The sequence below is a fragment of the Streptomyces sp. NPDC048290 genome (assembly GCF_040652095.1).
Taxonomy (GTDB): Bacteria; Actinomycetota; Actinomycetes; order Streptomycetales; family Streptomycetaceae; genus Streptomyces.
In genome coordinates, this window is record NZ_JBEZLM010000032.1 from 35,741 (window position 1) to 61,631 (window position 25,891).

Sequence of the window (25,891 nt, forward strand, 5' to 3'; positions counted from 1 at the left end):
TGTCGTCCCCGGTGGTTGCCGGTTCGGCGCATCCGCTCGCCGGGCCGAGGATCGCCCGCTCGGGTCGGCGGACGGCGGACGGTACGCCGCCGCGGGTCATGACGGACCGTGCGCGTGCTTCAGCTGCATCCGGGCGTCCACCTGGTCGGAGCCGGTGAAGGCGGACCAGTAGCGGTGGGTGGTGACGAAGACGGCGAGTTCGTGCTCGCGGCGCCGGAGCTTGTCGATCTCCGCCTGGTCGTCGGGGCTCCAGCCGGGGCTGGCGGGGCGTTCTATCCGCCGCCAGCCGGTGTCGTCGCTGAAGCCGTCGAGAGGCTCCACCGACCAGGGCAGCCGCTTGAGCAGGGCCGACAGCTCGGCCCGGACCTGGTGCAGCTCCTCCTGACCGGCGAGAAGGTCGCTAGGGAAGTCATAGGTCGTCGCCACGCGGTAATGGTACGCCTGTTCGAATTTGCGAAGCGAGCCTCTTCTCGGGCTTCGCTCGAACGGGTGTGTCGAATGAGTGTTCTAGTGGAGGTGGGGCGGGTGAGATGGGTGAGGCGGGTGAGGTGAGTGAGGCGTCAGCGCCTCCGCCCCTCCAACTCCTCGACCAGGCGGGACGCCACCGGTACGGGGATGCCGTGCCGGGCGGCGGCCCGGAGCAGGGCGCCGCCGATGGCGTCCAGCTCCAGCGGACGGCCCGCCTCGGCGTCGCGCTGCATCGAGGACTTCGTGGCCGCCGGGAAGGAGTCGTAGCGGGCCAGCGTCGCGGCCGGGTCGCCGGGGCCGCCGCAGGCCCGGCTGACGGCGACGGTCTCGGCGACCAGCGCGGTCAGCTCGGCGCGGTGGCGGGCGCGGATCTCGCCCACCGGCACCCGGTGGCGGGTGGTGAGCAGGGCGAGCGGCGCCAGGAACGACAGCTTCGCCCACAGTGCCGCCGTCTCGTCGGCCAGGACCCGGGTGACGGGGCCCGCGGCGGTCAGCGCGGCGGCCAGGGCGTCCAGCCGGGCGCGGGGCACCCCGGTGCCGGTCAGATCGATCTCGGCGAACGGGCTGCCGTGGACGATCTCGCCGGGCGCGGTCCGGGTCGACTCCACGCGGATCGCGGCCGGGGCGACCCGGTCGGGCCGGTAGCGGGCGCGCAGCACGGCGGGATGCTCGACCCCGTTGAGGAAGGGCACCAGCAGCGCGTCGCCCACGGACCCCGGCGGCACCCGGGTCAGCGAGGCGTCCAGCGCGGTGTGCTTGACGGTGATCAGACAGGCGTCGACCGGTGCGCGCAGCACGGTGTCGGTCTCGACCCGGACCGCGAAGTCGCCGAAGAGGGCGCTGCGGACCTGGAGGCCCGTGGTGCGCAGGGCCCGCGCGGTCTCCTCCCCGGCCAGACAGATCACCCGGTGCCCGGCCCGCGCCAGCAGCGCGGCGAGCAGCCCGCCGACCCCACCGGGTCCGAGGACGGCGACCGTCCCCACGCCCTCCGACCGTTCCTGCGGCTCCCTTGCCATGGCTGTGCCCCTCTCGCCGGTCGGCCCCGGTTGCCGGTGGCCGCCTCGCGGGGGATCATCGCAGGTTCCGTGCGCCGGGGCGGCCGGGGCGGGACACTGGGGGCATGTGCCGCAGCATCAAGACCCTCCGCCCGCCCGCGTTGCCCGAAGAGGCGACGGAAGACGAGATCAGGGCCGCCGCCCTCCAGTACGTGCGCAAGGTGTCCGGCTTCCGGGCGCCCGCCGCGCACAACCAGGAGGTGTTCGACGCCGCCGTCGAAGCGATAGCCCAGGCCACGGCGGACCTGCTGGACGGCCTGGAGATCCGCGGCGGTACGGCCACGAAGTCGGTGGCCACGGCCCCCACCCCGGCGGCATAGCCCCGCCGGACCCGGACAGGGGCCCGGAACCGGACAGGCACCCGAACCCCGACACGGACTCGGAACCCGAAACCGGACCCGGCCCGCCCGCCCCCTCAGCCCGCCTCGCTCGCCCGTGCCTCCGGCCCCCGGCGCATCAGGAACCCGGCGACCCCGCCCGCGCCGAACAGCGCCAGCACCGACACCCCCGTCGCCAGCCAGGTCGCGCCGAGCCACTGCGCGCCGAAGTAGCCGAGGGCCACGCTGTATGTCGCCCAGGACAGGCCCGCCAGCGCGGACCACGGCAGGAAGTCACGGACCCGGCGATGCGCGGCCCCGGCGATCAACGACACCGCCGACCGCCCGGCGGGCGCGAACCGCGCCAGCACCACCAGCGCACCGCCACCGCGCGAGAGGGCGAGGCCCAGCCGTTCCGTCGCGGTGGTCAGCCGCCGGGAGCGGGCGATGGCCCGGTCCAGCCGTTCGCCGCCGCGCCGGGCCAGCCGGTAGAGGGCGAGATCGCCGAGGACGGACGCCGTGGTGGCGCACAGGGTGAGCCCCAGCACCGAGGGCGCGTACGCCGACACGTCGTCGCCCGCCGCCCCGCACCCGGCTGCGGCGGCCGTCGCCGCCATGATGACCAGCACCCCGCTGGGCAGCACCGGCAGGAACACGTCCAGCAGCACCGAGAGCGCCACCAGCACGTAGATCCAGGGGCTGGCGGCCAGCGCCCCCACACTTTCGAACAACCGGACTCCCCGAGTCTCCCCCCGTGGACCGGACCGTGCCGCGGTGTCGCGAGGGAACGGCAGGAGCGGCCTTGACAGCCATACAGCGTACGCCGGGGGTGTGACGGGAGATTCACGGGGGGCTCGGGTGTTCGGCACATTTCGTTCACCCACCTGCCCCGCCCCGACGGGCGGGCGGCTCGCGCCTCCCGTAGCAACGGTAGGGACAGGGAACACTGGGGGGACCGCCCGGAGATGGGCCGAAGGCAAGGAAAGTACCGATCATGTTCTCAGGGATGAGTGCCGGCGCCGTCGCCGCGGCGATGCTGATCACGGGCGCGGGCAGCGCGTACGGCGCCGGCGCGCACCAGCCGTCCACACCCTCAGCACCCTCAGCACCCTCAGCACCCTCAGCACCCTCCGCCTCCGGCGGTGAGCAGGGCTATGTCATGCGTACCGCCGCCCACTTCGCGCCGCCGTCCGCCCTCGTTCCGTCGGCGGCGCTGACGTACGACACCGAGCTGGTGCCCGCCGGGGCCTGGATCGAGGTGGCGCAGGACACCGCGCCGAACGGGGCGACGACCGTCAAGCTCCAGGTCAAGGGCATGAAGCCCGGCCATGACTACGGCGTCCATGTGCACCGCAAGCCGTGCGGGACCGACCCGACCGCGGCGGGCGGCCACTACCAGCACGTACCGTCCGACGACCCCGCCGACGCCAACCCCGACAACGAGGTCTGGCTCGACTTCACCGCCGACCGCTCCGGCTCCGGCGGCTCCCGCGCCCACCACGACTGGGGCTTCCGGCGCGGTGACGCGGCCTCCGTGATCGTGCACTCCCAGCCCGGCAACCACGGCACCCGGGTGGGCTGCTTCACGGTGCCGTTCGGCTGGGTGACGGGCACGGCCTGAGCGGTCCCGCGCGCGGAACGCGCCTCGCCGCACCTCACGGGCGAGGCGCCACCCGCCCGCCGTCATGGGCGAGGCGCCACCCGCGCACCCCCACCGGCGGACACCACCCGCCCGCCCTCCTGGACCGTCACCGGCGCATCCGCCACCGCCGCATCCGTCACCGCCGCCCGCAGCACCGCCCGCGCCACCGCGTCCGCGTCGGACAGCGTCACCGAGTCCACGCCCGGTCGCGCCCCCGCCGCCGTCACCCAGTGCACGCCCTCCGTCGGCACCCCGAACGCGAACCGCCGGGGATGGGCCGCGCCCCGCCGGTCCAGCAGCCGGTACGGCCGCTCCGTCACATCCAGGCCACCCGTCTCGTAGCCGTCCACCACATGGGTACGGCACTGTCCCGTGCCCAGCAGCCCGGCGAGCAGCGGGTCGGCGGTGCGGCGCAGCTCCGGCTCCGGCAGCCGCGCCTCCACCAGCGAGGTCACCCGCACTTCGGAGCCCGGGACGTCGGGGGAGCGGGCCAGCCACGCCCCGTCCGCGCACCGCACCTCAAGCCGCGGACCCAGCACCTCCACCACCCCCGCCGCCACCAGCGCCGCCAGCTCCTCGATCCGGCGCCGGGGCGGGCCGATGGACAGAAAGGCGTTGAGCGGGGTGTACCAGCGGTCGAGATGGTCGCGGCGGGAGGCGCCGCCGAGCCCGCCGTGATCGACCACGAGCCGTATCTCGTTGCGCAGATCGCGCAGCACGTCCAGAGCGGCCTTCAGCGGTCCGCGCACATTGCCCCGCGCGGCCTCGGCGGCGTCCGCGCGGAGCCGCCCGAGCAGCCACGCCCGCCACTGCCCCCGGTCCGTGAACCGCCGGCCCGCGTACGGCCGGGAGATCCGCTCCCAGGACCACCGGGCGCCCTCGGCCACCCCGAACGCGTCCAGCAGCCGCGCCTCCTCCGGGTCGCCGTGGGGGACACCGAGCCACCGCTCGGTGAACTCGTCGCCGCCGTCCGCGAGCAGCGTCCCGTAGTAGACCGTCTCCACCTCCTTCGCGATCAGCGGCCATATCTCGGCGAGGAAGTCCGGCGGGTCCCCGGAGTCGGCGCGCTTGCGCAGGCCCGAGACGGCCTCCGGGGTGAGCACGCGCGGGCGGTGGCGCCCGTACGGGCCCTTCTCGTTGTCGCCGCGCGCCTGGTACGGCACTCCGCGCCGGGAACCGGCGTACAGCCGTGGCTCGCGACCCGAGGGGAGGTAGCGCAGTCCGGTGCCCTCGCGGACGAAACGGCCGCCGCGGCCGGTGGTGAGCAGGGCGGTGTGGTCGAAGAAGTTCAGCCCGAGCCCGCGCAGCAGAACCGGTTCTCCGGGGGCCAGCGGGGACAGGTCGACATCGGCCGGGTTGGCGGGCGGGACATGGCACAGCCCGTGCTCACGGGCGTACGCCGTCTGCTGCCGCTCCTCGTCGGTCGGGGTGGCCGGGAGATGGCCCTGGGCCAGCACGACCGCGCTCAGCCCGGTCAGCACCCGCCCGTCGTCCAGGGTCAGCGACTGGCCGCCACCGGCGCCTGGGTCGTCGTCCAGCCGTACCGCCCGTGCCGCGTGGGTCTCGACCCGTACGCCCGCCGGGGCCTCGCGGACCGTGCGGGCGAACACCCACTCCAGATAGCGGCCGTACTGGGCGCGGGTCGGGTACGCGTCCGGGCCCAGGGCGCCCGCCGCCCACTCATGGAGGCTGGGGCCGGGGCGGACCGGGCCCGAGCAGTCCACGCTGTCGTCGGTGAACAGGGTCACCTGGGAGGCCACGGTGTTCATCAGCAGCTCCCCGGACTGTCCGGTCCGCCAGACGCGTCCGGCGCCGGGCGGCGCGGGGTCGATCACATGGACCGTCAGCCCGGTGCCGGGCGGCAGGAGTTCCGGCGCGGAGGCGCACAGCCGCTCCAGCACACTCGTGCCGCGCGGACCCGCCCCCACCAGGGCGACGGAGAGCGAGGGAACGGGGGAGGCGGCGGACGCCGGGGTCGGTGACGTGGGGGACGGCTCCGCGTTCGCGATAGACAAAAGAATGACTCCCGGGCGTATGGGGCGCAGTGGAGCAAGGGCGGTGCGTACCAGGGGTGATGCGTACGACCACCGGAAGCGGACGGACCGCCTCATCATGCCGTCGCTCGTCACTGAAGCCAACGCGCGCCCCACACGTCACCGTTGGCGAACGCCCGCCGTCAGCGCTCCGTGAGCACCGACTCCTGCACGGTGACCAGCCGGGCCGTACTCCCGCTCCCCTCGCCCTCCTTGGCCTGGTCGAGGCGCAGGGCCGCCGCCCGGCCGCGCAGGGTCAGCGTCATCAGCTGATTGCCGAACCACGGGCCGCCCGTCTTGCGCCAGTCGATCGACGGGCGCGGGATACCGCCATGACCGGCGAACCGCCGCCCGAGGACCCGGGCGAACCGGCTCCACCCGAAACGGAACCCGACCCGGATCGACAGCGGGATGGAGTTGTGCACCGGCGAACAGGTCAGCTGGAGCACCCGCGCGTCCGGCCCGGCGCCCCGCGGCCACTCCGGCTCGGCGACATAGGCGTGGTGGACATCGCCGGAGAGCACACACACCGTCGCCGGGGCGTCCGGACCCGAGCCCGCCTCGGCGATCAGCGCGGCCAGCGCCTCGAACGACGCCGGGAACGCCGCCCAGTGCTCCAGATCCGCCGCCCGCCGCACCTTCTCCCCGAACCGCGCCCAGCGCGGGCCCTTGTCGCCCCGGCACAGCGCCGCGTTCCACCCCTCGGCGTCGTGCACCAGATGCGGCAGCAGCCAGGGCAGGGAGGTGCCGATCAGGAGATGGTCGTACGACCCCCGCCCGTCCCGTGTCTGGGCGCGCAGCCAGTCCGCCTCGCCGGGGTCGAGCATCGCGCGGTGCTCCTCGTCCAGCACCCGGGCGGCGCGGGTGTCGACCATCAGCAGCCGGACCCGGCCGAAGTCGCGCCGGTAGCTCCAGCGCACGGCGGCCGGATCGGCGTCCGCCTCGGCGGCGAAGGCGCGCAGCGCGTCCGTGCCGTCGGGGGTGGCGCACACGGAGTCGTAGAGCGGGTCGTGGGCGAGTTCGGCGGGGGAGAGGTTGCCGAGATGCTGATGGACCCAGTACGACATCAGCCCGCTCAGCAGCCGCTCCCGCCACCAGCTCGTGGCGCGCATGTCGGCGAGCCAGGCGGCGGAGGTGTTCCAGTCGTCGATCACATCGTGGTCGTCGAAGATCATGCAGGACGGCACGGTGGACAGCAGCCAGCGCACCTCCGGGTCGAGCCAGGACTCGTAGTAGAGCCGGGTGTACTCCTCGTAGTCCGCGACCTCGTCGCCCGGCGGGTCGGTCAGCTCGCGGCGGGCGGCCAGCCACCGGCGGGTGGCCGGGGAGGTCTCGTCGGCGTACACCTGGTCGCCGAGGAGCAGCAGCACGTCCGGACGGTCGGCGGCCGGGTCGGCGGCGATCCGGGAGGCCAGCGTGTCCAGCGCGTCAGGACCGACCGGGTCCGCCTCGCCGACCGGCGGCGCGGCCCAGCGACAGGACCCGAACGCCACCCGCACGGTGTCCCCGGCGGCCGGGGTGCGCACGGCGGACGGCGGGAAGGGCGAGCCGGGCAGCGGCCACACCCGGCCCCCGTCGAGGAACACCTCGTACGGCGTCGTCGTGCCCGGCGTCAGACCGGTCACCGGGATCAGCGCGTAGTGGTGGCCCGCGATCTGGAAGGTGCGGGAGGCACCCGAGGAGCCGTCCGCGCAGCGCACCTCGGCGGTGCACGGACGGCTCGATTCGACCCACACGGTCGCCGAGGTGCCGTCGGCGTACCTCAGCAGTGGTCCCAGGCGCAGTTCCGCCACGTCATCGCCGCCTTCTCGTCGGTCGCCCCGTACGGTACGGAACGACCGGGGCCGGCGGGGAGGTTCCGCGCCACAAAAGGGCCGGGTGGGGTCAGCAGGCGTTCAGATAGCTGGTGAGCGCGGACTTCTCGGCGGTGTCCACGGACAGGCCGTAGTAGTACTTCACCTGGACCCAGGCGCGCACATAGGTGCAGCGGTAGGCGGTGCGGGACGGCATCCAGGTGGCCGGGTCCTGGTCGCCCTTGGCCTGGTTCACATTGTCGGTGACGGCGATGAGCTGCGGGCGGGTGAGGTCGTTGGCGAAGGACTGGCGGCGGGCGGTGGTCCAGGAACCGGCGCCCGAGTCCCACGCCTCGGCGAGCGGCACCAGGTGGTCGATGTCGACGTCGGAGGCGGCGGACCAGGTGGCCCCGTCGTAGGGCGAGTACCAGCTGCCGCTGGTGGCGGCGCAGGCGGAGTCGGTGACGACGTTGGAGCCGTCGCGCTTGAGGACGGTCTCGCGGGTGTTGCAGGTGCCGGACTGGGTGATCCAGTGCGGGAAGAGGTCCCGGTTGTAGCCGGTGCGGTTCTCGGTGGCCACGGTGAGGGAGGCGAGGTAGGTGCGGGCGGTGGCGGCGCTGACCGGGGTGGGCAGCGCGGCGGCGGCGGTGGGGGCGTTGAACAGCGCCGCGCCGGAGATCAGGGCGGTGGCCGCGGCGACGGTGCTGAGCAGTCGACGCGCGTAGAGCCTGGGCATGCGAACTCCCTGGGAATGTGGGGGTGGTGGCGTTCGGGCGAGGGAATGCTGTCGGGGCGGTGTTGCGTACGGGTGTTCGTCCGGTGAGAAGCTAGTGACGCGGGCATGACACGACAAGATTCACGGGGAACTTTCCGGGGGCCACGGACGCGCCCCGGTGCGCGGAGCGGGGGCCGGGCGCGCCGCTGCGGGGCACCGGTGACGGGGGTTCGCGCGTGTCGCCGCTGGTACGGCGACGGAGGTCGGTCCGCCGCTCCCTGGTCCGGGGTCCGCCGTCCCGCCCGGCGTGGCGTTCGTCACCCGGGCGGCCGGGAAGCCGTCGCGTACGATGGACGGCGCAGAAGGGGAGTAGCTCTTCGCCGGACCGTCGACATACTGCTCAGCCCGTGAGGGCCGAGCCGGCGCCCGGAGGCGGGACCCGGCCCACCCGGCCGTGATCCGCCAGCGAGACCTTCGGCAAGCAGTGCACACCCGTGCCGTACGGCACGGGCTCCGCGTGTGCTGCCGTGCCGAGGTGTCTTGCGCGTGAGGTGACGCACTCTCGGTGGGGTGGCCCCGACCGATTGAGGAACCCTTGATCAGCTTGACCGTGACGGCCGTCGTCTTCGGCGTCGTCTTCCTCGCGGAACTCCCCGACAAGACCGCGCTCGCCGGGCTGGTCCTCGGCACCCGCTACAAGGCGTCGTACGTCTTCGTCGGGGTGGCGGCGGCGTTCGCCGTCCATGTGGCGCTCGCCGTGGCGGCGGGCAGCGTCCTGACCCTGCTCCCCCAGCAACTCGTCTCGGCGATCACCGGTGTGCTCTTCCTCGGTGGCGCCGCGATGCTGCTGTGGAAGAAGGACGACGGCGAGGAGGAGGTCCGCAAGCCCGAGGACCAGTCCTTCTGGAAGGTGTCCGGCGCCGGATTCATGCTCATCCTGGTCGCCGAGTTCGGCGACCTCACCCAGATCATGACGGCGAACCTCGCCGCCCGGTACGACGACCCGCTCTCCGTGGGCCTCGGCGCGGTACTGGCGCTGTGGGCGGTGGCCGGGCTCGGCATCGTGGGCGGCAAGGCGCTGATGAAGCGGGTGCCGCTGCGGCTGATCACCCGGGTGGCGGCGCTGGTCATGGCGGCGCTGGGGATCTGGAGCCTGTGGGAGGCGGTGGCGGGGTGAGGCCGGGTCGGGCGGGTCGGCTGAGCGGACCTCACCGGCCGGGTCGGCCGGGCTGACCCGGTTGAACGGTGAGTGAAGTCTCCGTTCGATTCTTCCGGGGCACTGGCGGGATGCCGGATTTGTTTTGTACCGTATAGAAACAAAGTGGCTCCGCCCGTTTTCCCTGACCGGCGGGCGGGGCCGCCTTTCTCTGTCCCCGCGCCCTCTCCGTCCCGCGCTTGGAGCTGCCGATGCCCGCCACCGACCCCGCCTCGCCGACCCTGCTGACCGCCCGCGCCCTGCTGCTCGACATGGACGGCACGCTGGTGAACTCCGATGCCGTCGTGGAACGCGTCTGGCGCCGCTGGGCCGAGGGGCAGGGCCTGGACGGCGACGAGGTGATGCAGGTGGTGCACGGCAGACAGGGCCACACCTCGATGGCCCTGCTGCTGCCCGACCGGCCGACGGAGCACAACCTCGCGGACAACGCGCGGCTGCTGGCCGAGGAGACCGCCGATCTGGACGGGGTCGTGCCGGTCCCGGGCGCGCCGGAGTTCATGGCGTCGCTGGCCGGGCTGCCGCACGCCCTGGTCACCTCGGCGGACGTGGCGCTGTCCACCGCGCGGATGGCGGCGGCGGGGCTGCCGCTGCCGGAGATCCGGGTGACCGCGGAGTCGGTCGGCGCGAGCAAGCCGGACCCCGAGGGCTTTCTGAAGGGCGCGGCGGAACTGGGGGCCGCGCCCGGCGACTGCGTGGTCTTCGAGGACTCGTCCGCCGGTATCGAGGCGGGGCGCGCCGCGGGGATGCGGGTGGTGGGCGTCGGCCCCCGGGCGGGCCGCTACGGACCTGATGTGGTGGTGCCGGACCTGCGGGGCGTGCGGGTGACCGCGGTCGGCGGGGGATGGGTGCAGGTGGCGGTGGGGTAGGGGGTGTGTCCGGGCGAGGACCGGGGCTGCCGCTCCCGCCGGAGGCCACGGGTTCCCGCCGGAGGCGCCGGTTCCTGCCGGAGCCGACCGCTCTCGCCGGAGGCTACGGTTCCGACGTCTCCCCTTCCAGTGACTCCCGGGTCGCCGCGTCGTACACGCCCCACTCGGTCGCCCGGACGCCCCGGGCCCATTGGTACGTGGACACCGCGTTCTCCAGGTCCCGGCCGAAGTGGTCGTCCACCCGGCCGTTGTAGAGCCGCAGTTGGGCCAGGCGCTGCTGGAGTTCGGTGACCTCGGGGCCCCGGTCGCCCCGGCGGAGCACCGCCACGGGATCGCCGTCGTCGCCCCCGTCGCCGCCGAGCTGATCGTCGTCCGGTGTGGTCGTCGTGGTCGGTGTCGGGCTGGACGTCGGGTCGGCGCTGGGCGTGGGGGCCGGGTCCGTGTCCGACGCGGACGGGGACGCGGACGCGGACGGCGATGGGCTGGACGAGGCGGACGCCGACGGGGACTCCACGGCGGACGGCGGTGGCGCCGAGCGCGGGCCCGGTGTCCGGGAGGGCGTGGTCGTCCGCGCGTCCGGCACGGCCTCCCGTATCTCGTCCGGCATCGCGGTGTCCCGGGAGGGCTTGTCGTACGAGAGCAGTCCGCTCGCGAACCCGGCCGCGGCGAGCACGCTCACCGCGGCGCCGCCCGCCGCGATCAGCAGCCCCTTGCGGCGCCGGGACCGCCGTGCGGGTGGCGCCGGGGGAGGTGCCGGGGTCTCGGGTGCGTCGGCCTCGAACGCCTCCACGTGTCCCGGGCGCGGGAGGGGCACCGCCACCGTCCGCAGCGCCATCGTGGCGTCGGGGTCGGCGGCGGGGCCCTGCCGGGGCGGTGCGGGCGCGGTGCCGGTGAGGTCGATGTAGGGCCGGATGCGCAGCGGGTCGAAGTCCTCCGCCGCGGCCTGTTCCGCCGTACGGGCGTCGCGGAGGGCGTCGGAGGCGAGGGGGCCACAGGCGCACGACGGGGTGTTGTCCGGCCCCCGTCCGGCGCCGCACTCGGGACAGCGACGCTCCTGCGGAGCGGCACCGGTGCTCTCGGACACCAGGGGCGCCACGGGCCCCGCGTCCACCACGACCCCCGAGTCGTCCGCCGTGTCCCTCGCGACAGGCTCGGTCGGCACCGCGGAGCCCTCCTGGACTTCCCGGTCCTCCCGGTCGCCCCTGCCCTCCCGGTCCTCCCGGTCTCCCCGGCCCTCCGTGTCGGCCACGTGTTCCCTCCCCATCGGACTTCACGAATTATGCAGATCTCGTGGAGGTGGATTCCCGCAAGGTCTTGGATCAATGGCGGAATCACACATTCCAAACGGACTCGACAGGCCATAACCCTCCACACCGACCACGATGGAGGGGGTAACGAGTGGGACACGACGGTCGGCGGGAGCCCGGGAGGTCGGATGGCCGGCGATGCGCAGGGAGTGACCGGCACCGAGGGGACCGTCCCGGCGCCGGTGGACGGGGACGGACAGGTGTCCCGGAGCGTGCTGGTCTCCATCGGCGCACTGCTCCTCGGGATGCTGCTCGCCGCGCTCGACCAGACCATCGTCTCCACCGCGCTGCCCACCATCGTCAGCGACCTCGGCGGCCTCGACCATCTCTCCTGGGTGGTCACCGCCTATCTGCTGGCGTCCACCGCCGCGACCCCGCTGTGGGGCAAACTCGGCGACCAGTACGGACGGAAGCGGCTGTTCCAGATCGCGATCGTGATCTTCCTGATCGGCTCGGCGCTGTGCGGACTGGCCCGGAACATGCCCATGCTGATCGGCTTCCGCGCCCTCCAGGGCCTCGGCGGCGGCGGGCTGATGGTGCTGTCGATGGCGATCGTCGGGGACCTGGTCTCCCCCCGGGAACGCGGGCGCTACCAGGGGCTCTTCGGTGCCGTCTTCGGCGCCTCCAGCGTCCTCGGACCGCTGCTCGGCGGGGTGTTCACCGAGCATCTGAGCTGGCGCTGGGTCTTCTACATCAATCTGCCCATCGGGATCGTCGCCCTGATCGTGATCGCGACCGTGCTGCATCTCCCGCGCAAACGGCAGAAGCACGTCATCGACTACCTCGGTACGTTCCTGATCGCCGTCGTCGCCGTCTGCCTGGTGCTGGTCGCCTCGCTCGGCGGCACCACCTGGCCGTGGGGCTCCCCGCAGATCATCGGCCTCGCGGTGGCCGGGGTGCTGCTCGCGGTGGTGTTCGTGGCGGTGGAGCGGCGGGCCGCCGAACCCGTACTGCCGCCCAAGCTGTTCCGTATCCGGACCTTCACGCTCGCCGCTGTCATCAGCTTCATCGTCGGGTTCGCCATGTTCGGCGCGATGACCTATCTGCCGACCTTCCTCCAGGTCGTCCAGGGCGTCACGCCCACCCTGTCCGGGGTGCATCTGCTGCCCATGGTGGTCGGGCTGCTGCTCGCGTCCACCGCCTCCGGGCAGATCGTCAGCCGCACCGGCCGCTGGAAGGTCTTCCCGGTCGCCGGGACCGGAATCACCGCCCTCGGGCTGCTGCTTCTGCATCAGCTCGACGAGAACAGCCCGACCGGCCTGATGAGCGTCTACTTCTTCGTCTTCGGCCTGGGACTCGGCCTGGTCATGCAGGTCCTGGTGCTGATCGTGCAGAACGCGGTCGCCTACGAGGATCTCGGCGTCGCCACCTCCGGCGCCACCTTCTTCCGCTCGATCGGCGCCTCGTTCGGCGTCGCGGTGTTCGGCGCGATCTTCGCCGCGCGGCTCACCGAACGCCTCACCGACGCCTTCCGGGGCGTCCCGCTGCCGCCCGGTGTCTCCGTCGGCGCCCTGAAGGGCGACCCGCGGGTGCTGGCCGAACTCCCCGCCGCCCTGCGCCCCGCCGCGCTGCACGCCTACGCCTCGTCCATCACCGATGTGTTCCTCTACGCGGCCCCGGTCGCGTTGCTCGGCTTCGTGCTGTCCTGGTTCCTGAAGGAGGACCGGCTGCGCGCCAGCGTCACCGCCCCGGACGTCACCCAGACCCTCGCCAGCAACCCCGTCGAGCGCTCCTCGTACGACGAGGTGTGCCGCGCCCTGTCGGTGCTGGGCACCCGCGAGGGCCGCCGGGAGATCTACCGGGACATCACCGCACGGGCGGGCTACGACCTCCAGCCCGCCGCGAGCTGGATGCTGCTGCGGATGAAACGGTACGGCTCCGTCGAACCCGGGCGCCTCGCCGAGCGCGGCCCGGTCCCGCTGACCGTGGTCCTGGAGGCCGCCCGGCAGATCGAGACCCGCCGCCTCGCCGACCGCCAGGGCCTGGACCTGCTGCTCACCCCCGAGGGCGAGCGGGTCGCCGAGCGCCTCTCCGCGGCCCGCGAGGCGTCCCTCACCGACCTCCTCGGCGACTGGTGGGGCCCGGACCGCCCCACCGACCTGGTCCACCTGGTGAAGGAACTCAACGAGGAACTGTGCGGGGCGCGCAGCGAACAGCCCGGGGAGGGGCCGGAACGGGACCACTTCGCCTGACCGCCCCCAGGAACCGCAGGAACCGCAGGAACCGCAGGAACCGTCGGCCTACTGCTCCCCGGTCCGCTCCCGGCGGCGCCGCAGCACGTCCTCCACGTCGTACGGCTTCATCCCCAGCGGAGGGCCGGGCGGCGGGCGGAACATCATGGTGCGGATCTTGCCGTTGATGTCGTCGAGGATCTTCCGGGCGCGGTACTCGGAGGGGGCCGTGAGCGCGGCGGTCAGGGCGTCCTCCGCCTCCTTGCGCAGGGCGAGCGCGGGCGGCAGGACGGCGAGGCCCTCGCGGGCCATCTTGCGCTTGATCCACCACAGTTCGTCGTACGGCGCCTCGACCTCGCTCGGCAGGGGCTTGCCCGCGCCCGCGAGCCGGGCGAAGTCGCCGCGGGACTCGGCCGCGCGGATCTGCTGGTCGGTCCAGGACTCGAAGCTGACTCCAGGGGGCTTTCGCTCGGTCATGAACCCAGTGTGCCGGACGCCGTCCGGCCGGGCGATTTATCATGCGGCGTCGGCCGGTCAACGGGACCGCCGCACACGCAGTTTCCTCGTACCGGGCCGTTCGGCGGGCCGGTCGAGCCGCATTCAGGGGGAGCGCACGTGCTCGAACTCACCATGGCCACCGTCGCCGGGGCCGACTCGGGTGCCACGGCCGGTATGCAGATGGCCGACGCGCCCAGCGAGCCGGGGGCGGTCCTGCGGGTGGGACGGGACGCGTCGGTGTGCCGGCTGGTGTCGCCGGAGGACTGGCTGTTCGTCTCCCGGGTGCATCTGGAGTTCCTGTGCGGCCCCGAGGGGGCGTGGCAGGTGACCTGGCTGCGCGGTTCCCAGGCGGAGCCGTCCTCGGAGGTCCGGCTGATCGTCGGGGAGTACGCGCAGCCCCTGGTCTACGGCGGTTCGGTGACGCTGCCCCGGGGCGGCAACGGCGAGATGGTCATCCAGGACCGGACGGCCGCGCGCAGCGTGAACGTGGGCTTCTACCACGAGAGCTGACGGGCCCCGCCGCCTCCCACCCCATGGGTCAGCTCACCCGGGCGAGCGCGAACCCGTCGTACCCCTTCGTGCCGACCGTCTGGATCGCCGTCCCCGTCAGCCGCGGGTGCTCGGCGATCAGGTCGATCGCGGCGCGGGTGCCGCGGACGCCGTCGTCGGTGCTGTCGGCGTCGGCGACCCGGCCACCGCGTACGACGTTGTCGAGGACGATCAGGCTGCCCGCGCGGGTCAGCTTCAGGGCCCACTCCAGATAGTGCGGGTTGTTGACCTTGTCGGCGTCGATGAAGACCAGGTCGAACGGGGGCGGGTTCTCGTCGGCGAGCCGGGGCAGGGTGTCCAGGGCCGCGCCGACCCGGACGTCGACCAGGTCGCCGAGGCCCGCGCGGGCGAGGTTGCGCAGGGCGACCTCGGCGTGGTGGGCGCTGTACTCCAGGGTGACCAGCCGTCCGTCGGAGGGCAGGGCCCGGCCCAGCCAGATGGTGCTGTAGCCGCCGAGCGTGCCGATCTCCAGGATCGTCCGGGCGCCCTGGATCTGGGCGAGCAACTGGAGCAGCTTGCCCTGGGGCGCGGAGACGGCGATCGGCGGGAGCCCGGCGGCGTCGCTGTCCCGGACGGTGGCGGCGAGGGTCTCGTCGACGGGGGCGAGGCGGGCGGCGAAGTAGTCGTCCACGGCGTCCCAGGTGGTCTGCGTGTCGCTCATGCGATGGTTCCCTCTCGTCACTCTCTGCTGAACTGTCAGTGCTCAGTGTCCGCTATCGGTCCGCCGGGACCGCCCGCGTGCCGCCCCCCTGCCGCTGCCGCGCGTCGGTGTGAGCTGCGCCCCTTCCCGCCGGAGAGAGCGAACCCCGGCGCCAGTATCGTCATCCGGACAAAAGACGAGCGGACGTCAGGTGAATCAGGGGTAGCCTGCGTCTCTCTCCGGGGCGGTGTGGACCGCACAGGGTCCACCACAGGGTGGACCTCACAGGGTTCATCACAGGGTTCATCAAGGGAGATCCCGCGCACACGACGTGCGGGGCGGACGGGGCGGGAGGCCGACGAGGCGTGGCGAATGCGGAGCACAGCGGGCGACCGGCGGAGGGGTTCGGGGCGGCGGCCGTGGGGGAGGCGGGGGCGCGGCTGAGGCTGGCGCGGCTCGGGCTGTGGATCGTGGCCGCGATTCTCGCCGTACGGCAGATGGCGGTCGTGCTCGGCACCCCGCGCGGCGAGCGGCTCACCGACCTGGAGACCTGGGTCGGCCCCAACGGTGTGCTGCACGTCGAGGGCTCCCTCTACGACACCTCCCGCTTCACCGGCACACCGTTCGGCGGGCTGGTCCTCAAGCCGCTCACCCGCGCCGCCGAGCAGGCCCTCGGCTGGGGCTGGACGCTGGGTTCGCTGCTGCTGGTGGCGGTGCTCGGGCTGGTCGCCGCGCGGGCGCTGCCGCAGCCGGTGGGGCGGCGGGCGGCACAGTTCGCGGCGCCGGTCGCGATCTGTCTGCTGATGCTGTCGCTCCCGGTGCGCAACACGCTCTGGCTGGGCCAGACCAGCATCATCCCGGTCCTGCTGGTGCTGCTGGGCTGCTTCGTGGTGCGCGGTGAGCGGGCGAGCGGCCTGCTGATCGGAGTGGCGGCGGCGCTCCAGCCGACCGTGCTGCTGTTCGCGCCGCTGCTCTGGTTCACCGGCCGCAAGCGCGCGGCGGTCACCACGGGTGGCGCGTTCGCCGGGCTGACGGCGCTGGCCTGGGCGGCGATGCCGCACGACTCCTTCACCTACTGGGTCCATCACCTCGCGGGCACCGGACTCGGCGGCGCGGCCGACGACCTGGCCAACCAGTCGCTGCACGGCGCGCTGCTGCGGCTGGGTCTGAGCGGCCCGCTGGAGATAGCCCTGTTCCTGCTGCTGGGCGCGGCGGTCGTCGCCGTCGGCCTGCGCCGGGCGGTGCGCTACGCGCGCGACGGACAGCTGCTGCTGGCGGTGGCGATCACGGGCTGTACGGCCATCGCGGTCGCCCCGATGAGCTGGCAGCACCAGCTGCTGTGGCTGCTGCTCGCGGTGGTGGGCCGGGTCGGCAAGCGGGCCTCTGACCGCTATGTCTGGCCGGTCGCGGTGATCCTCGTGATGACCCTCCCGGCGAAGATGATGCTGCCGAACATGGAGGCGCTGCATCCACTGCGGGACAACCTGGTCCTGCTGGCGGCGCTGGCGGCGGCGACGGTCGTCCCGTTCCTCTCCCGCACCTCCCCCTACTACCGGTCGCCGGTCCCCACCCAGTACGCGCGACCGGTCCCGTCCCGCTTCGCCCGCGTCCCGCTCCTCCCCTTCCTCAAACGGGTCCTGACCCGCCCCAACCTCCTCCTGGAACTCCTCCTCATCCGCGTCACATACGCGGCCTACCAGCAGGTCCGCCTCGCGGCGACCGGCGGCACGATATCCGGCGGCCGGGAGCGCGCCGAGGCGCACGGCTGGCAGATCCTGGACCTGGAACGCGCGGTGGGCCTGGACATCGAGCACACCGTCAACCACGCGGTGGTGAAACTCGACTGGCTGCGCGGCTTCTTCGACTTCTACTACACGTCCTTCCACTTCGCGGTCCCCCTGACGGTCCTGGCGGTCCTGTACTGGCGCCGCCCCGTCGACTACCGCTGGGCCCGCTCCACCCTGGGCATCACGACCCTCCTCGCCCTCATCGGCTTCTGGGCCTACCCCCTGGCCCCGCCCCGTCTGATGCCGGGCCTCGGCATCATCGACACGGTCCATGGCGTCCAGGACTTCTCCCAGCCGGACTACGGCACGCTGACGTCCCTCACCAACCAGTACGCGGCGATGCCGTCCCTGCACTTCGGCTGGTCCCTGTGGTGCGGCGTGGCGATCGCGGTCGTGGCCCCGAAACTCTGGATGAAGGCCCTGGGCCTCCTGCACCCCCTCCTGACAGCCGCGGCGATCGTGGCGACGGGCAACCACTGGGTCCTGGACGCGGCGGGCGGCGCACTGGTGGTGGCGGGCGGCTTCGGGCTGGTGTGGCTGGTGCAGGGGCCTCGGGCGCGGACGGTCTCGGCTGCGGCACAGCAACCGGAGAGCACACCGGAGACGATGGTGAAGGCGGGCCGGGCACAGTAACCCCGGCCCGGGGACGAGGAGGAGCCGATGGACGGACCCGCGCGACGCCGCCCCCTGCTCTTCCTCGACGTCGACGGCCCCCTGAACCCCTACGCGGCAAAACCCGAGCGACGCCCGGAGGGCTACACCACGATCCGGGTCCCCCACCAGAACGGGGGCTCCCGCCCGCTACGGGTCTGGCTCAACCCCGCCCACGGCCCCGCACTACTGGCGCTCGACTACGACCTGATCTGGGCCACGACCTGGATGAACCTGGCCAACCGCTGGATAGCCCCGATACTCGGCCTGCCCACCCTCCCGTACGTCGACTTCGGCGTGGCCCTGTTCCGCGAGCGCCCCGACGGCGTGCACTGGAAGTCCGAGCCACTGCTCACGTACGCGGCGGGCCGCCCGTTCGCCTGGGTGGACGACGAGCAGTCCGCGGCCGACCACACGTTCACGACGACCCACCATCCGGGCCCGGCATTGCTCCACCATGTCAATCCCCGCATCGGCCTGCGGGACGAGGACTTCAGGACGCTCGCGGATTTCGCGGGACGGTCGCGGCTTCGACCGTAATCTCGACGACGCCAGGGAGGCACTGCGGTGAGCCGCGTCTGCGGGACCGTTCTCACCCTCGGGCATGTCCCGGCCCTCTACTTCCTCTACCTCGCGTACATGGCCGAGCCCGCCGGACCCTGGGACAGCGAGACCGTGGCGCACTCCCAGTTCGCCTCCGGTCTCGTCCTCGCCGTCGCCGCCGTCATGGCCGCGCTCACCCTCGCCTTCGTCAAGGCGGGGTGGCTGCGCAAGGGGTGGTGGTACGCGGTCCCGGTGGTCTTCGCCGTCGCGGCGGTGCTGCGGCTGACGTGTGGTGGGGGGCAGTGGCCGGAGTCATGGTGAGGGCGGCTCCGGTGGTGTCGGCTCGCCGCGGCCGATCGTCACGGCCCAGGTGACCGTTTTCGGGGCGGTCACCGACACCGTGCCGGGCCTGTGGGTCGTCGGTGTCGTGAACTGGTTGTAGGTGGTGGCTGGTTCGGTGTGGCCGCACCTCAGGGGGAAGGACGCCTCGGCGACCGGCAGGGTGACCTCGATCGTGCCGGTGCCCGCGCAGCTCACGGCCACGATGAGGGCCTTGCCGTGTTCTCCGCCCGCGTAGTCCACGCTGGCGTTCCCGCTGGTCCCGGCTCGGCGGCCGGCCAGTTCCTCCCCCAGTACCGCGTCCAGTTCGGGGGCGGTGGCGGTGACGCTGGGGAGTGTCGAAGGGGTGGTCGGGGGCGAGGGGGCGGCGATCGGGGCGGGACGGGCCGTCGTGCAGGCCGCCGCCGTGAGGAGGAACGGGATGAGGAACAGGAGGAGGGACTTCGTCGCGTGGCGGGCGGTGGGCTGTGGTCGAGGCGTCCCCACGTTCGTCCTTCATCTGGTTGCAATGGACATGCGGAATGTACCGCCCATGGGCTATATAAGTTCGCCATGTGCACGTCGGGTCGCACATGTTCGGATGGGGTGGGGTATGGCGGTCGGGCAGGTGTGTCCTGAGTGCGGGGCCGGGGTCGAGGGCGATCCCCGGTTCACGGTGTGGTGTGCCGGGTGTGAGTGGAATGTCGATCCGGAGCACACCGAGGAGCGGTACGGGAGGGTCGAGCGGGTACGGCGGCGGCTCGCGCGGCGGTACGGGGAGAGGCTGCTGGACGAGATGGCCGCCGGGGGCGGTGAGCGGGCCCGGCTGGACGGGTTCGGGGTGCTGGCCCTCGGGTTCGCGCTCGTCGTGCACGCGGTGACGCTCGCCATCGCGGCCAGCGGGGTCTGGCTGCTCGTCGGCGTACGGGGGGTCGGGGGCGTGGTCGGCGGGGTCCTGCTGCTGGCCGTCGCCTGGTCCATGCGGCCCCGGTTCGGGCGGGTGCCCGAGGACGCGGTGGTGCTGAAGCGGGCGGACGCGCCCACGCTGTACGCGCTGATCGACGAGGTCGGGCGGGCCGTGGGGACACGGGGTGTCGATGTCGTCGTCCTGGACGCCGACATCAACGCGAGTGTCGTTCCCCTCGGGCTCCGGCGGCGGATGCTCGTCCTCGGGCTCCCGCTCTGGGAGTCCCTCACCGTGCCCCAGCGGATCGCCATTCTCGGCCATGAACTCGGGCACTTCGTCAACAACGACACCCGGCGAGGAGTCGTCGTCGGCTCCGCGGAGCGGTCCCTGATCCTCTGGTACTCCTACCTCCGGCCCGTGCCGCTCGGCCTCGGCTGGCTCGACTTCCTCGTCCGGGCCGTGCTGTCCGTCCCCTGCTTCCTCGTCATCTGCCTGCTGCACCTCTTCGACCTGCTCTCCCTGCGCGCCTCCCAGCGCGCCGAGTACCTCGCCGACGCCGCCGCCGCGCGGGCCGGTTCCTCCGATGCCGCCGTCGGGGCGATGGAGCGGCTTCTCGTCACCGAGTCCATCGGGACCACCCTGCGTCGTGAGATCAGCAGCCGCCGCTTGCGGGGCCGCCGGGCCGGGCGTGACAAGGACCTCGGCGCCGGGCTCTGGGAGGAACTCGCCGCCCGCATGGACGAGATCCCCGGCCACGAGTACGAGCGCCGCCGCCGGGTCGGTGCGCGGCGCGGCCACGCCGTGGACTCCACCCACCCGCCGACCCATCTGCGGCTCCAACTGCTGCGGCGGTCCACGCCCGTCCCCGCCACGGTCCTCCCGGACGCCGACCGTGAGCGCCGTATCGCCGTCGAGCTGTCCGAGGGGCGGGCGGAGGTCGCGCGCGTGCTCGTCCGGGACGGGATGGACGGGGAGGGCTGAGGAGTCAGGGGCGGTCTGTCCGCTGGTGGCACTCGAACCACACCGTCTTCCCACCGCCGGGCACCTTGTCCACGCCCCACTTGTCCGCCACCGCCTCCACCAGCAACAACCCCCTTCCCCGTTCCGAGTCCGGGGAAGGGGTCCGGGGAGGGGCGGGGACGGCGGACGACATGTCCGTCACCTCCACGCGGGTGCCGGTCTCGTGGCGGGCGATCCGTACGGTGCAGTGGTGGTCGGGGACGTGGCGTACGACGTTCGAGATCAGCTCCGTCGTCGCCGTCTGCGTGGCGTCGGTCAGGTCGTCCATGCCCCAGTCCTTGAGCAGCGTCCGGATGATGCGGCGGATGTGACGGGCCGAGTGCGCGGCGACGGTGAGGCTCATGCGGTACTGGTGGGGGAAGTTTGCGTTCACACATCCAGGCTCGCGACGGCGTCGCTACGCTGACTACTCACTGGAATTAACCCGTCACCCTGTGGGTCGGGTTGGGTCTGTGAGAGGAGCTGGACGTGACGCGCATCAACATCCTCGACCCGGGCGCCTCGCCGCTCGACTACTACGGCTACGAGTTACGCCGGTATCGGGAAGCCGCCGGGCTCACTCAGCAGCAACTCGGTGACATCGTCAATTACACCGCGTCGCTGATCTGCCAGATCGAGACGGCGAAGAAGCTGCCGACCGCGCAGTTCAGCGAGCGGGTGGATGCGGCGCTGGGGACGGGCGGGGCACTTTCGAGGCTCGTGGATCTGGTGATGCGTAGTCAGCTTCCGGCCTGGTTCCGGGAGGTGGCCGAGCTTGAGGCGCGGGCCAGGGAGATCTGTTTGTTCCAGCCGCAGTTGGTGCATGGACTCCTACAGACTGACGCATACGCTCGGGCGGTGCTCGGTGCCGTGGAGGACGACGATCTGAACAATCGGACGGCCGCTCGCCTGGCTCGACAGCGCGTCTTCCAGAAGGTCCAGCCCCCGGTGTTTTGGGCCGTGTTCGGCGAGGCCGTGCTGTACCACAAGGTCAGCGGCGCGAACGTCATGCGAGAGCAACTGCTGAAGCTGTTGTCCTTCGAGCGGAATCCTCGCGTGAACATCCAGATACTGCCGTTCGACACGGGTATTCACGCGGGACTGCTGGGCTCATTCGACATCTTCCGCTTTGCCACCGACCCGACCATCGTCTACAGCGAGGACTACGAGACAGGGCATCCAACGGCCAATCCAGACGCAGTTGAGTCCCGATCGCTCCGTTACGATCATCTGCGAGCCGCCGCCCTGTCCATCGAGGACTCGGCGGAGCTGATCCGATCCGTGATGGAGGACCGCTATGGAGAGCAGCAACTGGCGTAAGTCCAGCTACAGCGGAGACACGGGCGGCTCGTGCGTCGAGTGCACGCCGCTCGGGCAACTCACCTGGCGTAAATCCTCGTTCAGCGGTGACCAGGGTGGCGACTGCGTAGAGGTCGCCGATACCCCTTGCGTCACCCCAATCATCGCTGTTCGCGACTCCAAGGCGCCTGACGGGCCGGTACTTGGCTTTCGGCCCGCTGTCTTCTCTGCTTTCGTGGGTTGGGCGTCCAGCGCGGCAGTCGGATAAGGGCTCGTGATGGAGGACCGCTATGGAAGGCAGTACCTGGCGTAAGTCCAGCTACAGCGGTGACCAGGGTGGCTCGTGCGTCGAGTGCGCCCCTCTCGGGCAACTCGCTTGGCGGAAGTCCTCGTTCAGCGGTGACCAGGGTGGCGAGTGCGTCGAATGTGCGCCGCTCGGGCAACTCGGCTGGTGGAAATCGTCGTACAGCAGTGACCAGGGCGGCAACTGCCTAGAAGTCGCCGACACCCCCTGCCCCACCCCCGCCATCGCCGTCCGCGACTCCAAGACCCCGGCGGGACCGGTTCTCACCCTCGGTCCCGCCGCCTTCTCCCGTTTCCTCTCCTGGGCCGGTGCTACAAGCGCTGAATGATCGTGCCCGTCGCCAGCCCACCCCCCGCGCACATCGTCACCAGCGCGAATTCCTTGTCCGTCCGCTCCAGTTCGTGAAGGGCGGTTGTGATCAGGCGGGCGCCCGTCGCGCCGACCGGGTGGCCCAGCGCTATCGCGCCGCCGTTCACGTTCACCTTCTCCAACGTCTGGTCGAAGACCCGTGACCAGCTCAGCACCACTGACGCGAACGCCTCGTTGATCTCGATCAGGTCGATGTCCTTCAGGGTCATGCCTGACTTGCCCAGGACCGCGCGGGTCGCGTCGATGGGGCCGTCCAGGTGGTAGTGGGGGTCCGAGCCCACCAGGGCCTGGGCCACGATCCTCGCCCTCGGCTTCAGCTTCAGCGCGCGGGCCATCCGTTTCGACGCCCACATGATCGCCGCCGCGCCATCGCTGATCTGGGACGAGTTGCCCGCCGTGTGGACCGCCTTCGGCATCACCGGCTTCAGGCCCGCGAGGGCCTCCGGGGACGTGTCCCGTAGGCCCTCGTCGCGGTCCACCAGGCGCCACATGCCCTGGCCCGCGTGCTGCTCCTCCTCCGTCGTCGGCACCTGGACGGCGAAGGTCTCGCGTTTGAAGCGTTCCTCCGCCCAGGCCGTCGCCGCCCTTCGCTGGGAGAGGAGGCCGAGGGCGTCCACGTCCGCTCGGGTCAGGTTCCGGTGGCGGGCTATGCGTTCCGCCGCCTCGAACTGGTTGGGGAGGTCGACGTTCCATTCGTCGGGGAAGGGCTTCCCGGGGCCGTGTTTCGAGCCTGAGCCGAGCGGGACCCTTGACATGGCCTCCACTCCGCAGCTGATCCCGACGTCGATCACGCCCGCCGCGATCAGGTTCGCCGTCATGTGCGACGCCTGCTGCGACGAACCGCACTGGCAGTCCACCGTCGTCGCCGCCGTCTCGTACGGCAGGCCCATCGTCAGCCACGCCGTGCGCGCGGGGTTCATCGACTGCTCGCCGGCGTGGGTGACCGTACCGCCGATGATCTGCTCCACGCAGTCGGCGGGGATCGCGGTGCGGCCCAGGAGTTCCCGGTAGGTCTCGCCCAGGAGGTAGGCGGGATGCAGGTTGGCGAGCGCTCCGCCGCGCTTGCCGATCGGAGTGCGTACGGCTTCGACTATCACGGGTTCGGCGGCCATGGGGGTGGTCCTCTCCTCCGGTACCCGCGCGGCGCGGGAGTCCCGGCCCGCCCGCCACGCAGAACTAGTACGCGTTCTAGTTCTGCTGTGCAGTCTGCTGACGTGATGTCCATCACCGCAAGGGTCGTGCACGGGTTCAAGTCGGCGGGTCATGGGTCTTGCCACTTGTAGAACTCGTTACTACGTTCACCGCAACTCGATGACTGATGGACCGTCAGATATGGCCATCGGATGTGACCGTCAACGCGAGCGGCTGGAGCTGAGCTGCCATGTCATGTCCCGCGCTTCCCGATCCGCTGCCCGAAGGGTTCGACTTCACCGACCCCGATGTGCTGCACCAGCGCCTGCCCCTGCCCGAGTTCGCCGTGCTGCGCCAGGCCGAGCCGGTGCGCTGGGTCGCCCAGTCCGGCAACGTGGCCGGGTTCCAGGACGACGGGTACTGGGCCGTCACCCGGCACGCCGACGTCAAGTACGTTTCCACGCATCCGGAGATCTTCTCGTCCTCCGTCAATACCGCGATCATCCGGTTCAACGAGCGCATCGAGCGGGCCGCGATCGACGCCCAGCGGCTGATCATGCTCAACATGGACCCGCCCGAGCACACCCGGGTACGGCAGATCGTGCAGCGCGGGTTCACTCCCCGGGCCATCCGCACGCTGGAGCGGCGGCTCCGCGACCGCGCCCACTCCATCGTGCGGGGCGCCCTCGCCCGCTCCGGGCCCTTCGACTTCGTCACCGAAGTGGCCTGCGAACTGCCCCTCCAGGCCATCGCCGAGCTGATCGGCGTACCGCAGGAGGACCGGTCCAAGATCTTCGACTGGTCCAACAAGATGATCGCCTACGACGATCCCGAGTACGCCATCACCGAGGAGGTCGGCACCGAGTCCGCCGCCGAGATCCTCGCCTACGCCATGAACATGGCCGCCGATCGCAAGCAGTGTCCGGCCCAGGACATCGTCAGCACCTTGGTCGCCGCCGAGGACGAGGGCAATCTCGCCTCCGACGAGTTCGGGTTCTTCGTGCTCCTGCTCGCCGTCGCCGGGAACGAGACCACCCGCAACGCCATCACCCACGGGATGCACGCCTTCCTCACCCACCCCGAGCAGTGGGAGCTGTTCAAGCGCGAGCGGCCTTCCACCACCGCCGAGGAGATCGTCCGCTGGGCCACCCCCGTCGTCTCCTTCCAGCGCACCGCCACCGAGGACACCGAACTGGGCGGCAAGCGGATCAGGAAGGGCCAGCGGGTCGGGATCTTCTACGCCTCCGCCAACCATGATCCGGAGGTCTTCAGCGAGCCCCAGCGCTTCGACATCACCCGTGATCCTAATCCCCATCTCGGGTTCGGGGGCGGCGGGCCCCATTACTGTCTGGGCAAGTCGCTCGCCGTGCTGGAGATCGACCTCATCTTCAACGCCGTCGCCGACGCCATGCCGGGGCTCCGGATGGTCGGCGATCCCCGGCGGCTGCGGTCCGCCTGGATCAACGGGGTGAAGGAGCTGCGGGTCAGCGCCGTCTGACGGCGCTCGTCCCGTCCGTTGCTCGGGCCGACGGCCTCCCGGCGCCGTCGGCCCGTTCCCGCCCGTCCGGAGGTGTTCTCAGTCGCGGCCCGAGGACAGGGCCGCCAGCAGCGCCGCCAGTACCGCCACCACCAGCAGCGGGACCCCCAGACCATGGTTCAGGACCAGCCACGCGCCCAGCAGCGCGCCGCAGAACAGGGCGACCACCGCCGCCGCGCGCAGCGCCCCGTGATCGCCGGTGCCGCCGCCGAGCGGTGACTCCGAGACCAGGGCCGTCAGGGTCGTCGTCACCACCGTCGTCGTACTGATCCCGGGCACCCCCAGCTTGCGGACCGTCGCGTTGCGCAGGCCCATCGCCAGCGCGGTGACCGCCAGCAGGACGAACGGGAACGCCGGGTTGCCGGGCGGCACGGTGAACGCCACCACCGCCGACGCCAGCAGCAGCGCCGCCTCGATGGCCAGCGCGATCCTGGCCCAGGTGCCCCGCGCGTGCCGGGCCAGCCTGCCCGCCAGCCGGCCGCCGCCTACCGCGCCCACCAGGAACAGGACGATCGAGGTCAGGGTGTGCGTCACCGAGAAGCCGTCGGCGCCCGCGGTCGCGAAGCCGAGCACCACCACATTGCCGGTCATATTGGCGGTGAAGACATGTTCGAGGGCTAGGTAGCTGATCGCGTCTACCATGCCGCTGCTCACGGTCAGGAGGAGCAGGACGTAGGTCAGCCGGAGGCGGTGCGCCTCTCGCCGGTCGCGTCGGGAGACGGCGGGCTTCTCGATCTCCTCGGGCATGGGATCAGTGGAGCATGGGAGGGCCTTCG

At 72.1% G+C, this 25,891-nt stretch carries 27 protein-coding genes; 14 read left to right on the forward strand and 13 right to left on the reverse strand.

The features are described 5' to 3' along the window. Positions 1-96: 96 nt before the first annotated feature. Together AB0D49_RS36880 and AB0D49_RS36885 are read right to left on the reverse strand one after the other, a co-directional pair. The gene (locus tag AB0D49_RS36880; RefSeq protein WP_362766892.1) at positions 97-426 is read right to left on the reverse strand and encodes a hypothetical protein; all 330 of its coding nucleotides are present in this window, start codon (positions 424-426) and stop codon (positions 97-99) included. Positions 427-560: 134 nt separating this feature from the next. Further along, complete coding sequence (locus AB0D49_RS36885) at positions 561-1,484, reverse strand: 2-dehydropantoate 2-reductase (protein ID WP_362766895.1); 924 nt, start codon at positions 1,482-1,484, stop codon at positions 561-563. 104 nt (positions 1,485-1,588) lie between these two features. On the opposite strand from AB0D49_RS36885, the gene AB0D49_RS36890 reads away from it, so the two are divergent. Then, positions 1,589-1,843 carry a DUF2277 domain-containing protein gene (locus tag AB0D49_RS36890; protein WP_362766898.1) on the forward strand — a complete coding sequence of 85 codons (255 nt, stop codon included), beginning with the start codon at positions 1,589-1,591 and terminating at the stop codon, positions 1,841-1,843. Positions 1,844-1,938: 95 nt separating this feature from the next. Here AB0D49_RS36890 and AB0D49_RS36895 read toward each other — a convergent pair whose 3' ends face one another. Further along, complete coding sequence (locus tag AB0D49_RS36895) at positions 1,939-2,571, reverse strand: VTT domain-containing protein (protein WP_362766901.1); 633 nt, start codon at positions 2,569-2,571, stop codon at positions 1,939-1,941. Positions 2,572-2,846: 275 nt separating this feature from the next. Here AB0D49_RS36895 and AB0D49_RS36900 point away from each other — a divergent pair, with 275 nt between their 5' ends. Further along, positions 2,847-3,461, forward strand: coding sequence for a superoxide dismutase family protein (locus AB0D49_RS36900; protein ID WP_362766905.1), 615 nt, complete (start codon positions 2,847-2,849; stop codon positions 3,459-3,461). A 62-nt stretch (positions 3,462-3,523) separates the two neighbouring features. Here the strand turns inward: AB0D49_RS36900 and AB0D49_RS36905 are convergent, their stop codons facing one another. The 3 genes from AB0D49_RS36905 to AB0D49_RS36915 form a co-directional block, all read right to left on the reverse strand. After that, positions 3,524-5,410, reverse strand: coding sequence for an FAD/NAD(P)-binding protein (locus AB0D49_RS36905; protein WP_362767023.1), 1,887 nt, complete (start codon positions 5,408-5,410; stop codon positions 3,524-3,526). Between the two features lie 248 nt (positions 5,411-5,658). Next, positions 5,659-7,308, reverse strand: a complete 1,650-nt coding sequence (locus AB0D49_RS36910) for an alkaline phosphatase D family protein (RefSeq protein ID WP_362766908.1) — start codon at positions 7,306-7,308, stop codon at positions 5,659-5,661. 91 nt (positions 7,309-7,399) lie between these two features. Beyond that, entirely contained in the window at positions 7,400-8,044 is a 645-nt protein-coding gene (locus tag AB0D49_RS36915; protein ID WP_362766911.1) for an HNH endonuclease family protein, read from the reverse strand. Positions 8,045-8,618: 574 nt separating this feature from the next. On the opposite strand from AB0D49_RS36915, the gene AB0D49_RS36920 reads away from it, so the two are divergent. Then, positions 8,619-9,200 (forward strand): TMEM165/GDT1 family protein, encoded by a 582-nt coding sequence (locus tag AB0D49_RS36920; protein WP_362766914.1) that lies wholly within the window; start codon positions 8,619-8,621, stop codon positions 9,198-9,200. Between the two features lie 230 nt (positions 9,201-9,430). After that, positions 9,431-10,105 (forward strand): HAD-IA family hydrolase, encoded by a 675-nt coding sequence (locus AB0D49_RS36925; RefSeq protein ID WP_362766917.1) that lies wholly within the window; start codon positions 9,431-9,433, stop codon positions 10,103-10,105. Positions 10,106-10,208: 103 nt separating this feature from the next. Here AB0D49_RS36925 and AB0D49_RS36930 read toward each other — a convergent pair whose 3' ends face one another. Beyond that, a complete protein-coding gene (locus AB0D49_RS36930; RefSeq protein ID WP_362766920.1) occupies positions 10,209-11,354 on the reverse strand; it encodes a peptidoglycan-binding protein in 1,146 nt (381 codons plus the stop codon). 186 nt (positions 11,355-11,540) lie between these two features. Between AB0D49_RS36930 and AB0D49_RS36935 the strand changes: the two genes are divergently transcribed. Next, positions 11,541-13,604 (forward strand): MDR family MFS transporter, encoded by a 2,064-nt coding sequence (locus AB0D49_RS36935; RefSeq protein ID WP_362766923.1) that lies wholly within the window; start codon positions 11,541-11,543, stop codon positions 13,602-13,604. Between the two features lie 48 nt (positions 13,605-13,652). Here the strand turns inward: AB0D49_RS36935 and AB0D49_RS36940 are convergent, their stop codons facing one another. After that, positions 13,653-14,060, reverse strand: a complete 408-nt coding sequence (locus tag AB0D49_RS36940) for a DUF1992 domain-containing protein (protein WP_362766926.1) — start codon at positions 14,058-14,060, stop codon at positions 13,653-13,655. A gap of 138 nt (positions 14,061-14,198) precedes the next feature. Between AB0D49_RS36940 and AB0D49_RS36945 the strand changes: the two genes are divergently transcribed. Further along, entirely contained in the window at positions 14,199-14,591 is a 393-nt protein-coding gene (locus tag AB0D49_RS36945; RefSeq protein ID WP_362766928.1) for a hypothetical protein, read from the forward strand. A gap of 28 nt (positions 14,592-14,619) precedes the next feature. Here AB0D49_RS36945 and AB0D49_RS36950 read toward each other — a convergent pair whose 3' ends face one another. Then, complete coding sequence (locus AB0D49_RS36950) at positions 14,620-15,291, reverse strand: O-methyltransferase (RefSeq protein ID WP_362766931.1); 672 nt, start codon at positions 15,289-15,291, stop codon at positions 14,620-14,622. 344 nt (positions 15,292-15,635) lie between these two features. Between AB0D49_RS36950 and AB0D49_RS36955 the strand changes: the two genes are divergently transcribed. The 3 genes from AB0D49_RS36955 to AB0D49_RS36965 are packed head-to-tail and all read left to right on the forward strand — an operon-like array spanning position 15,636 to position 18,572. Then, the gene (locus tag AB0D49_RS36955) at positions 15,636-17,690 is read left to right on the forward strand and encodes a bifunctional glycosyltransferase 87/phosphatase PAP2 family protein (protein ID WP_362766934.1); all 2,055 of its coding nucleotides are present in this window, start codon (positions 15,636-15,638) and stop codon (positions 17,688-17,690) included. Between the two features lie 27 nt (positions 17,691-17,717). Continuing rightward, positions 17,718-18,248 (forward strand): hypothetical protein, encoded by a 531-nt coding sequence (locus AB0D49_RS36960; RefSeq protein WP_362766937.1) that lies wholly within the window; start codon positions 17,718-17,720, stop codon positions 18,246-18,248. Between the two features lie 27 nt (positions 18,249-18,275). Beyond that, entirely contained in the window at positions 18,276-18,572 is a 297-nt protein-coding gene (locus AB0D49_RS36965; protein WP_362766939.1) for a hypothetical protein, read from the forward strand. On the opposite strand, the gene AB0D49_RS36970 is transcribed toward AB0D49_RS36965, so the two are convergent. Continuing rightward, the gene (locus tag AB0D49_RS36970) at positions 18,564-19,076 is read right to left on the reverse strand and encodes a hypothetical protein (protein ID WP_362766942.1); all 513 of its coding nucleotides are present in this window, start codon (positions 19,074-19,076) and stop codon (positions 18,564-18,566) included. The genes AB0D49_RS36965 and AB0D49_RS36970 overlap by 9 nt on opposite strands. A gap of 106 nt (positions 19,077-19,182) precedes the next feature. On the opposite strand from AB0D49_RS36970, the gene AB0D49_RS36975 reads away from it, so the two are divergent. Continuing rightward, a complete protein-coding gene (locus AB0D49_RS36975) occupies positions 19,183-20,457 on the forward strand; it encodes a M48 family metallopeptidase (RefSeq protein WP_362766945.1) in 1,275 nt (424 codons plus the stop codon). A gap of 4 nt (positions 20,458-20,461) precedes the next feature. Here the strand turns inward: AB0D49_RS36975 and AB0D49_RS36980 are convergent, their stop codons facing one another. Then, positions 20,462-20,869, reverse strand: coding sequence for an ATP-binding protein (locus tag AB0D49_RS36980; RefSeq protein ID WP_362766948.1), 408 nt, complete (start codon positions 20,867-20,869; stop codon positions 20,462-20,464). 95 nt (positions 20,870-20,964) lie between these two features. On the opposite strand from AB0D49_RS36980, the gene AB0D49_RS36985 reads away from it, so the two are divergent. Genes AB0D49_RS36985 through AB0D49_RS36995 form a run of 3 tightly spaced genes read left to right on the forward strand, consistent with a single transcriptional unit; the run spans position 20,965 to position 22,406 of the window. Then, a complete protein-coding gene (locus tag AB0D49_RS36985) occupies positions 20,965-21,795 on the forward strand; it encodes a helix-turn-helix transcriptional regulator (protein WP_362766951.1) in 831 nt (276 codons plus the stop codon). Beyond that, positions 21,773-22,042: a DUF397 domain-containing protein gene (locus tag AB0D49_RS36990; RefSeq protein ID WP_362766954.1), complete on the forward strand. Its 270-nt coding sequence runs from the start codon at positions 21,773-21,775 to the stop codon at positions 22,040-22,042. Before AB0D49_RS36985 ends, AB0D49_RS36990 begins: the two co-directional genes overlap by 23 nt. A 22-nt stretch (positions 22,043-22,064) precedes the next feature. Then, positions 22,065-22,406 carry a DUF397 domain-containing protein gene (locus tag AB0D49_RS36995; protein WP_362766957.1) on the forward strand — a complete coding sequence of 114 codons (342 nt, stop codon included), beginning with the start codon at positions 22,065-22,067 and terminating at the stop codon, positions 22,404-22,406. Here the strand turns inward: AB0D49_RS36995 and AB0D49_RS37000 are convergent. Next, complete coding sequence (locus AB0D49_RS37000) at positions 22,390-23,559, reverse strand: steroid 3-ketoacyl-CoA thiolase (RefSeq protein ID WP_362766960.1); 1,170 nt, start codon at positions 23,557-23,559, stop codon at positions 22,390-22,392. The two genes, AB0D49_RS36995 and AB0D49_RS37000, sit on opposite strands and share 17 nt — an antisense overlap. Positions 23,560-23,828: 269 nt before the next feature. On the opposite strand from AB0D49_RS37000, the gene AB0D49_RS37005 reads away from it, so the two are divergent. After that, on the forward strand, positions 23,829-25,076 hold the full coding sequence (locus tag AB0D49_RS37005; RefSeq protein ID WP_362766963.1) for a cytochrome P450: 1,248 nt from the start codon (positions 23,829-23,831) through the stop codon (positions 25,074-25,076). 78 nt (positions 25,077-25,154) lie between these two features. Here the strand turns inward: AB0D49_RS37005 and AB0D49_RS37010 are convergent, their stop codons facing one another. Next, complete coding sequence (locus AB0D49_RS37010; RefSeq protein WP_362766966.1) at positions 25,155-25,862, reverse strand: YoaK family protein; 708 nt, start codon at positions 25,860-25,862, stop codon at positions 25,155-25,157. Positions 25,863-25,891 lie beyond the last annotated feature (29 nt).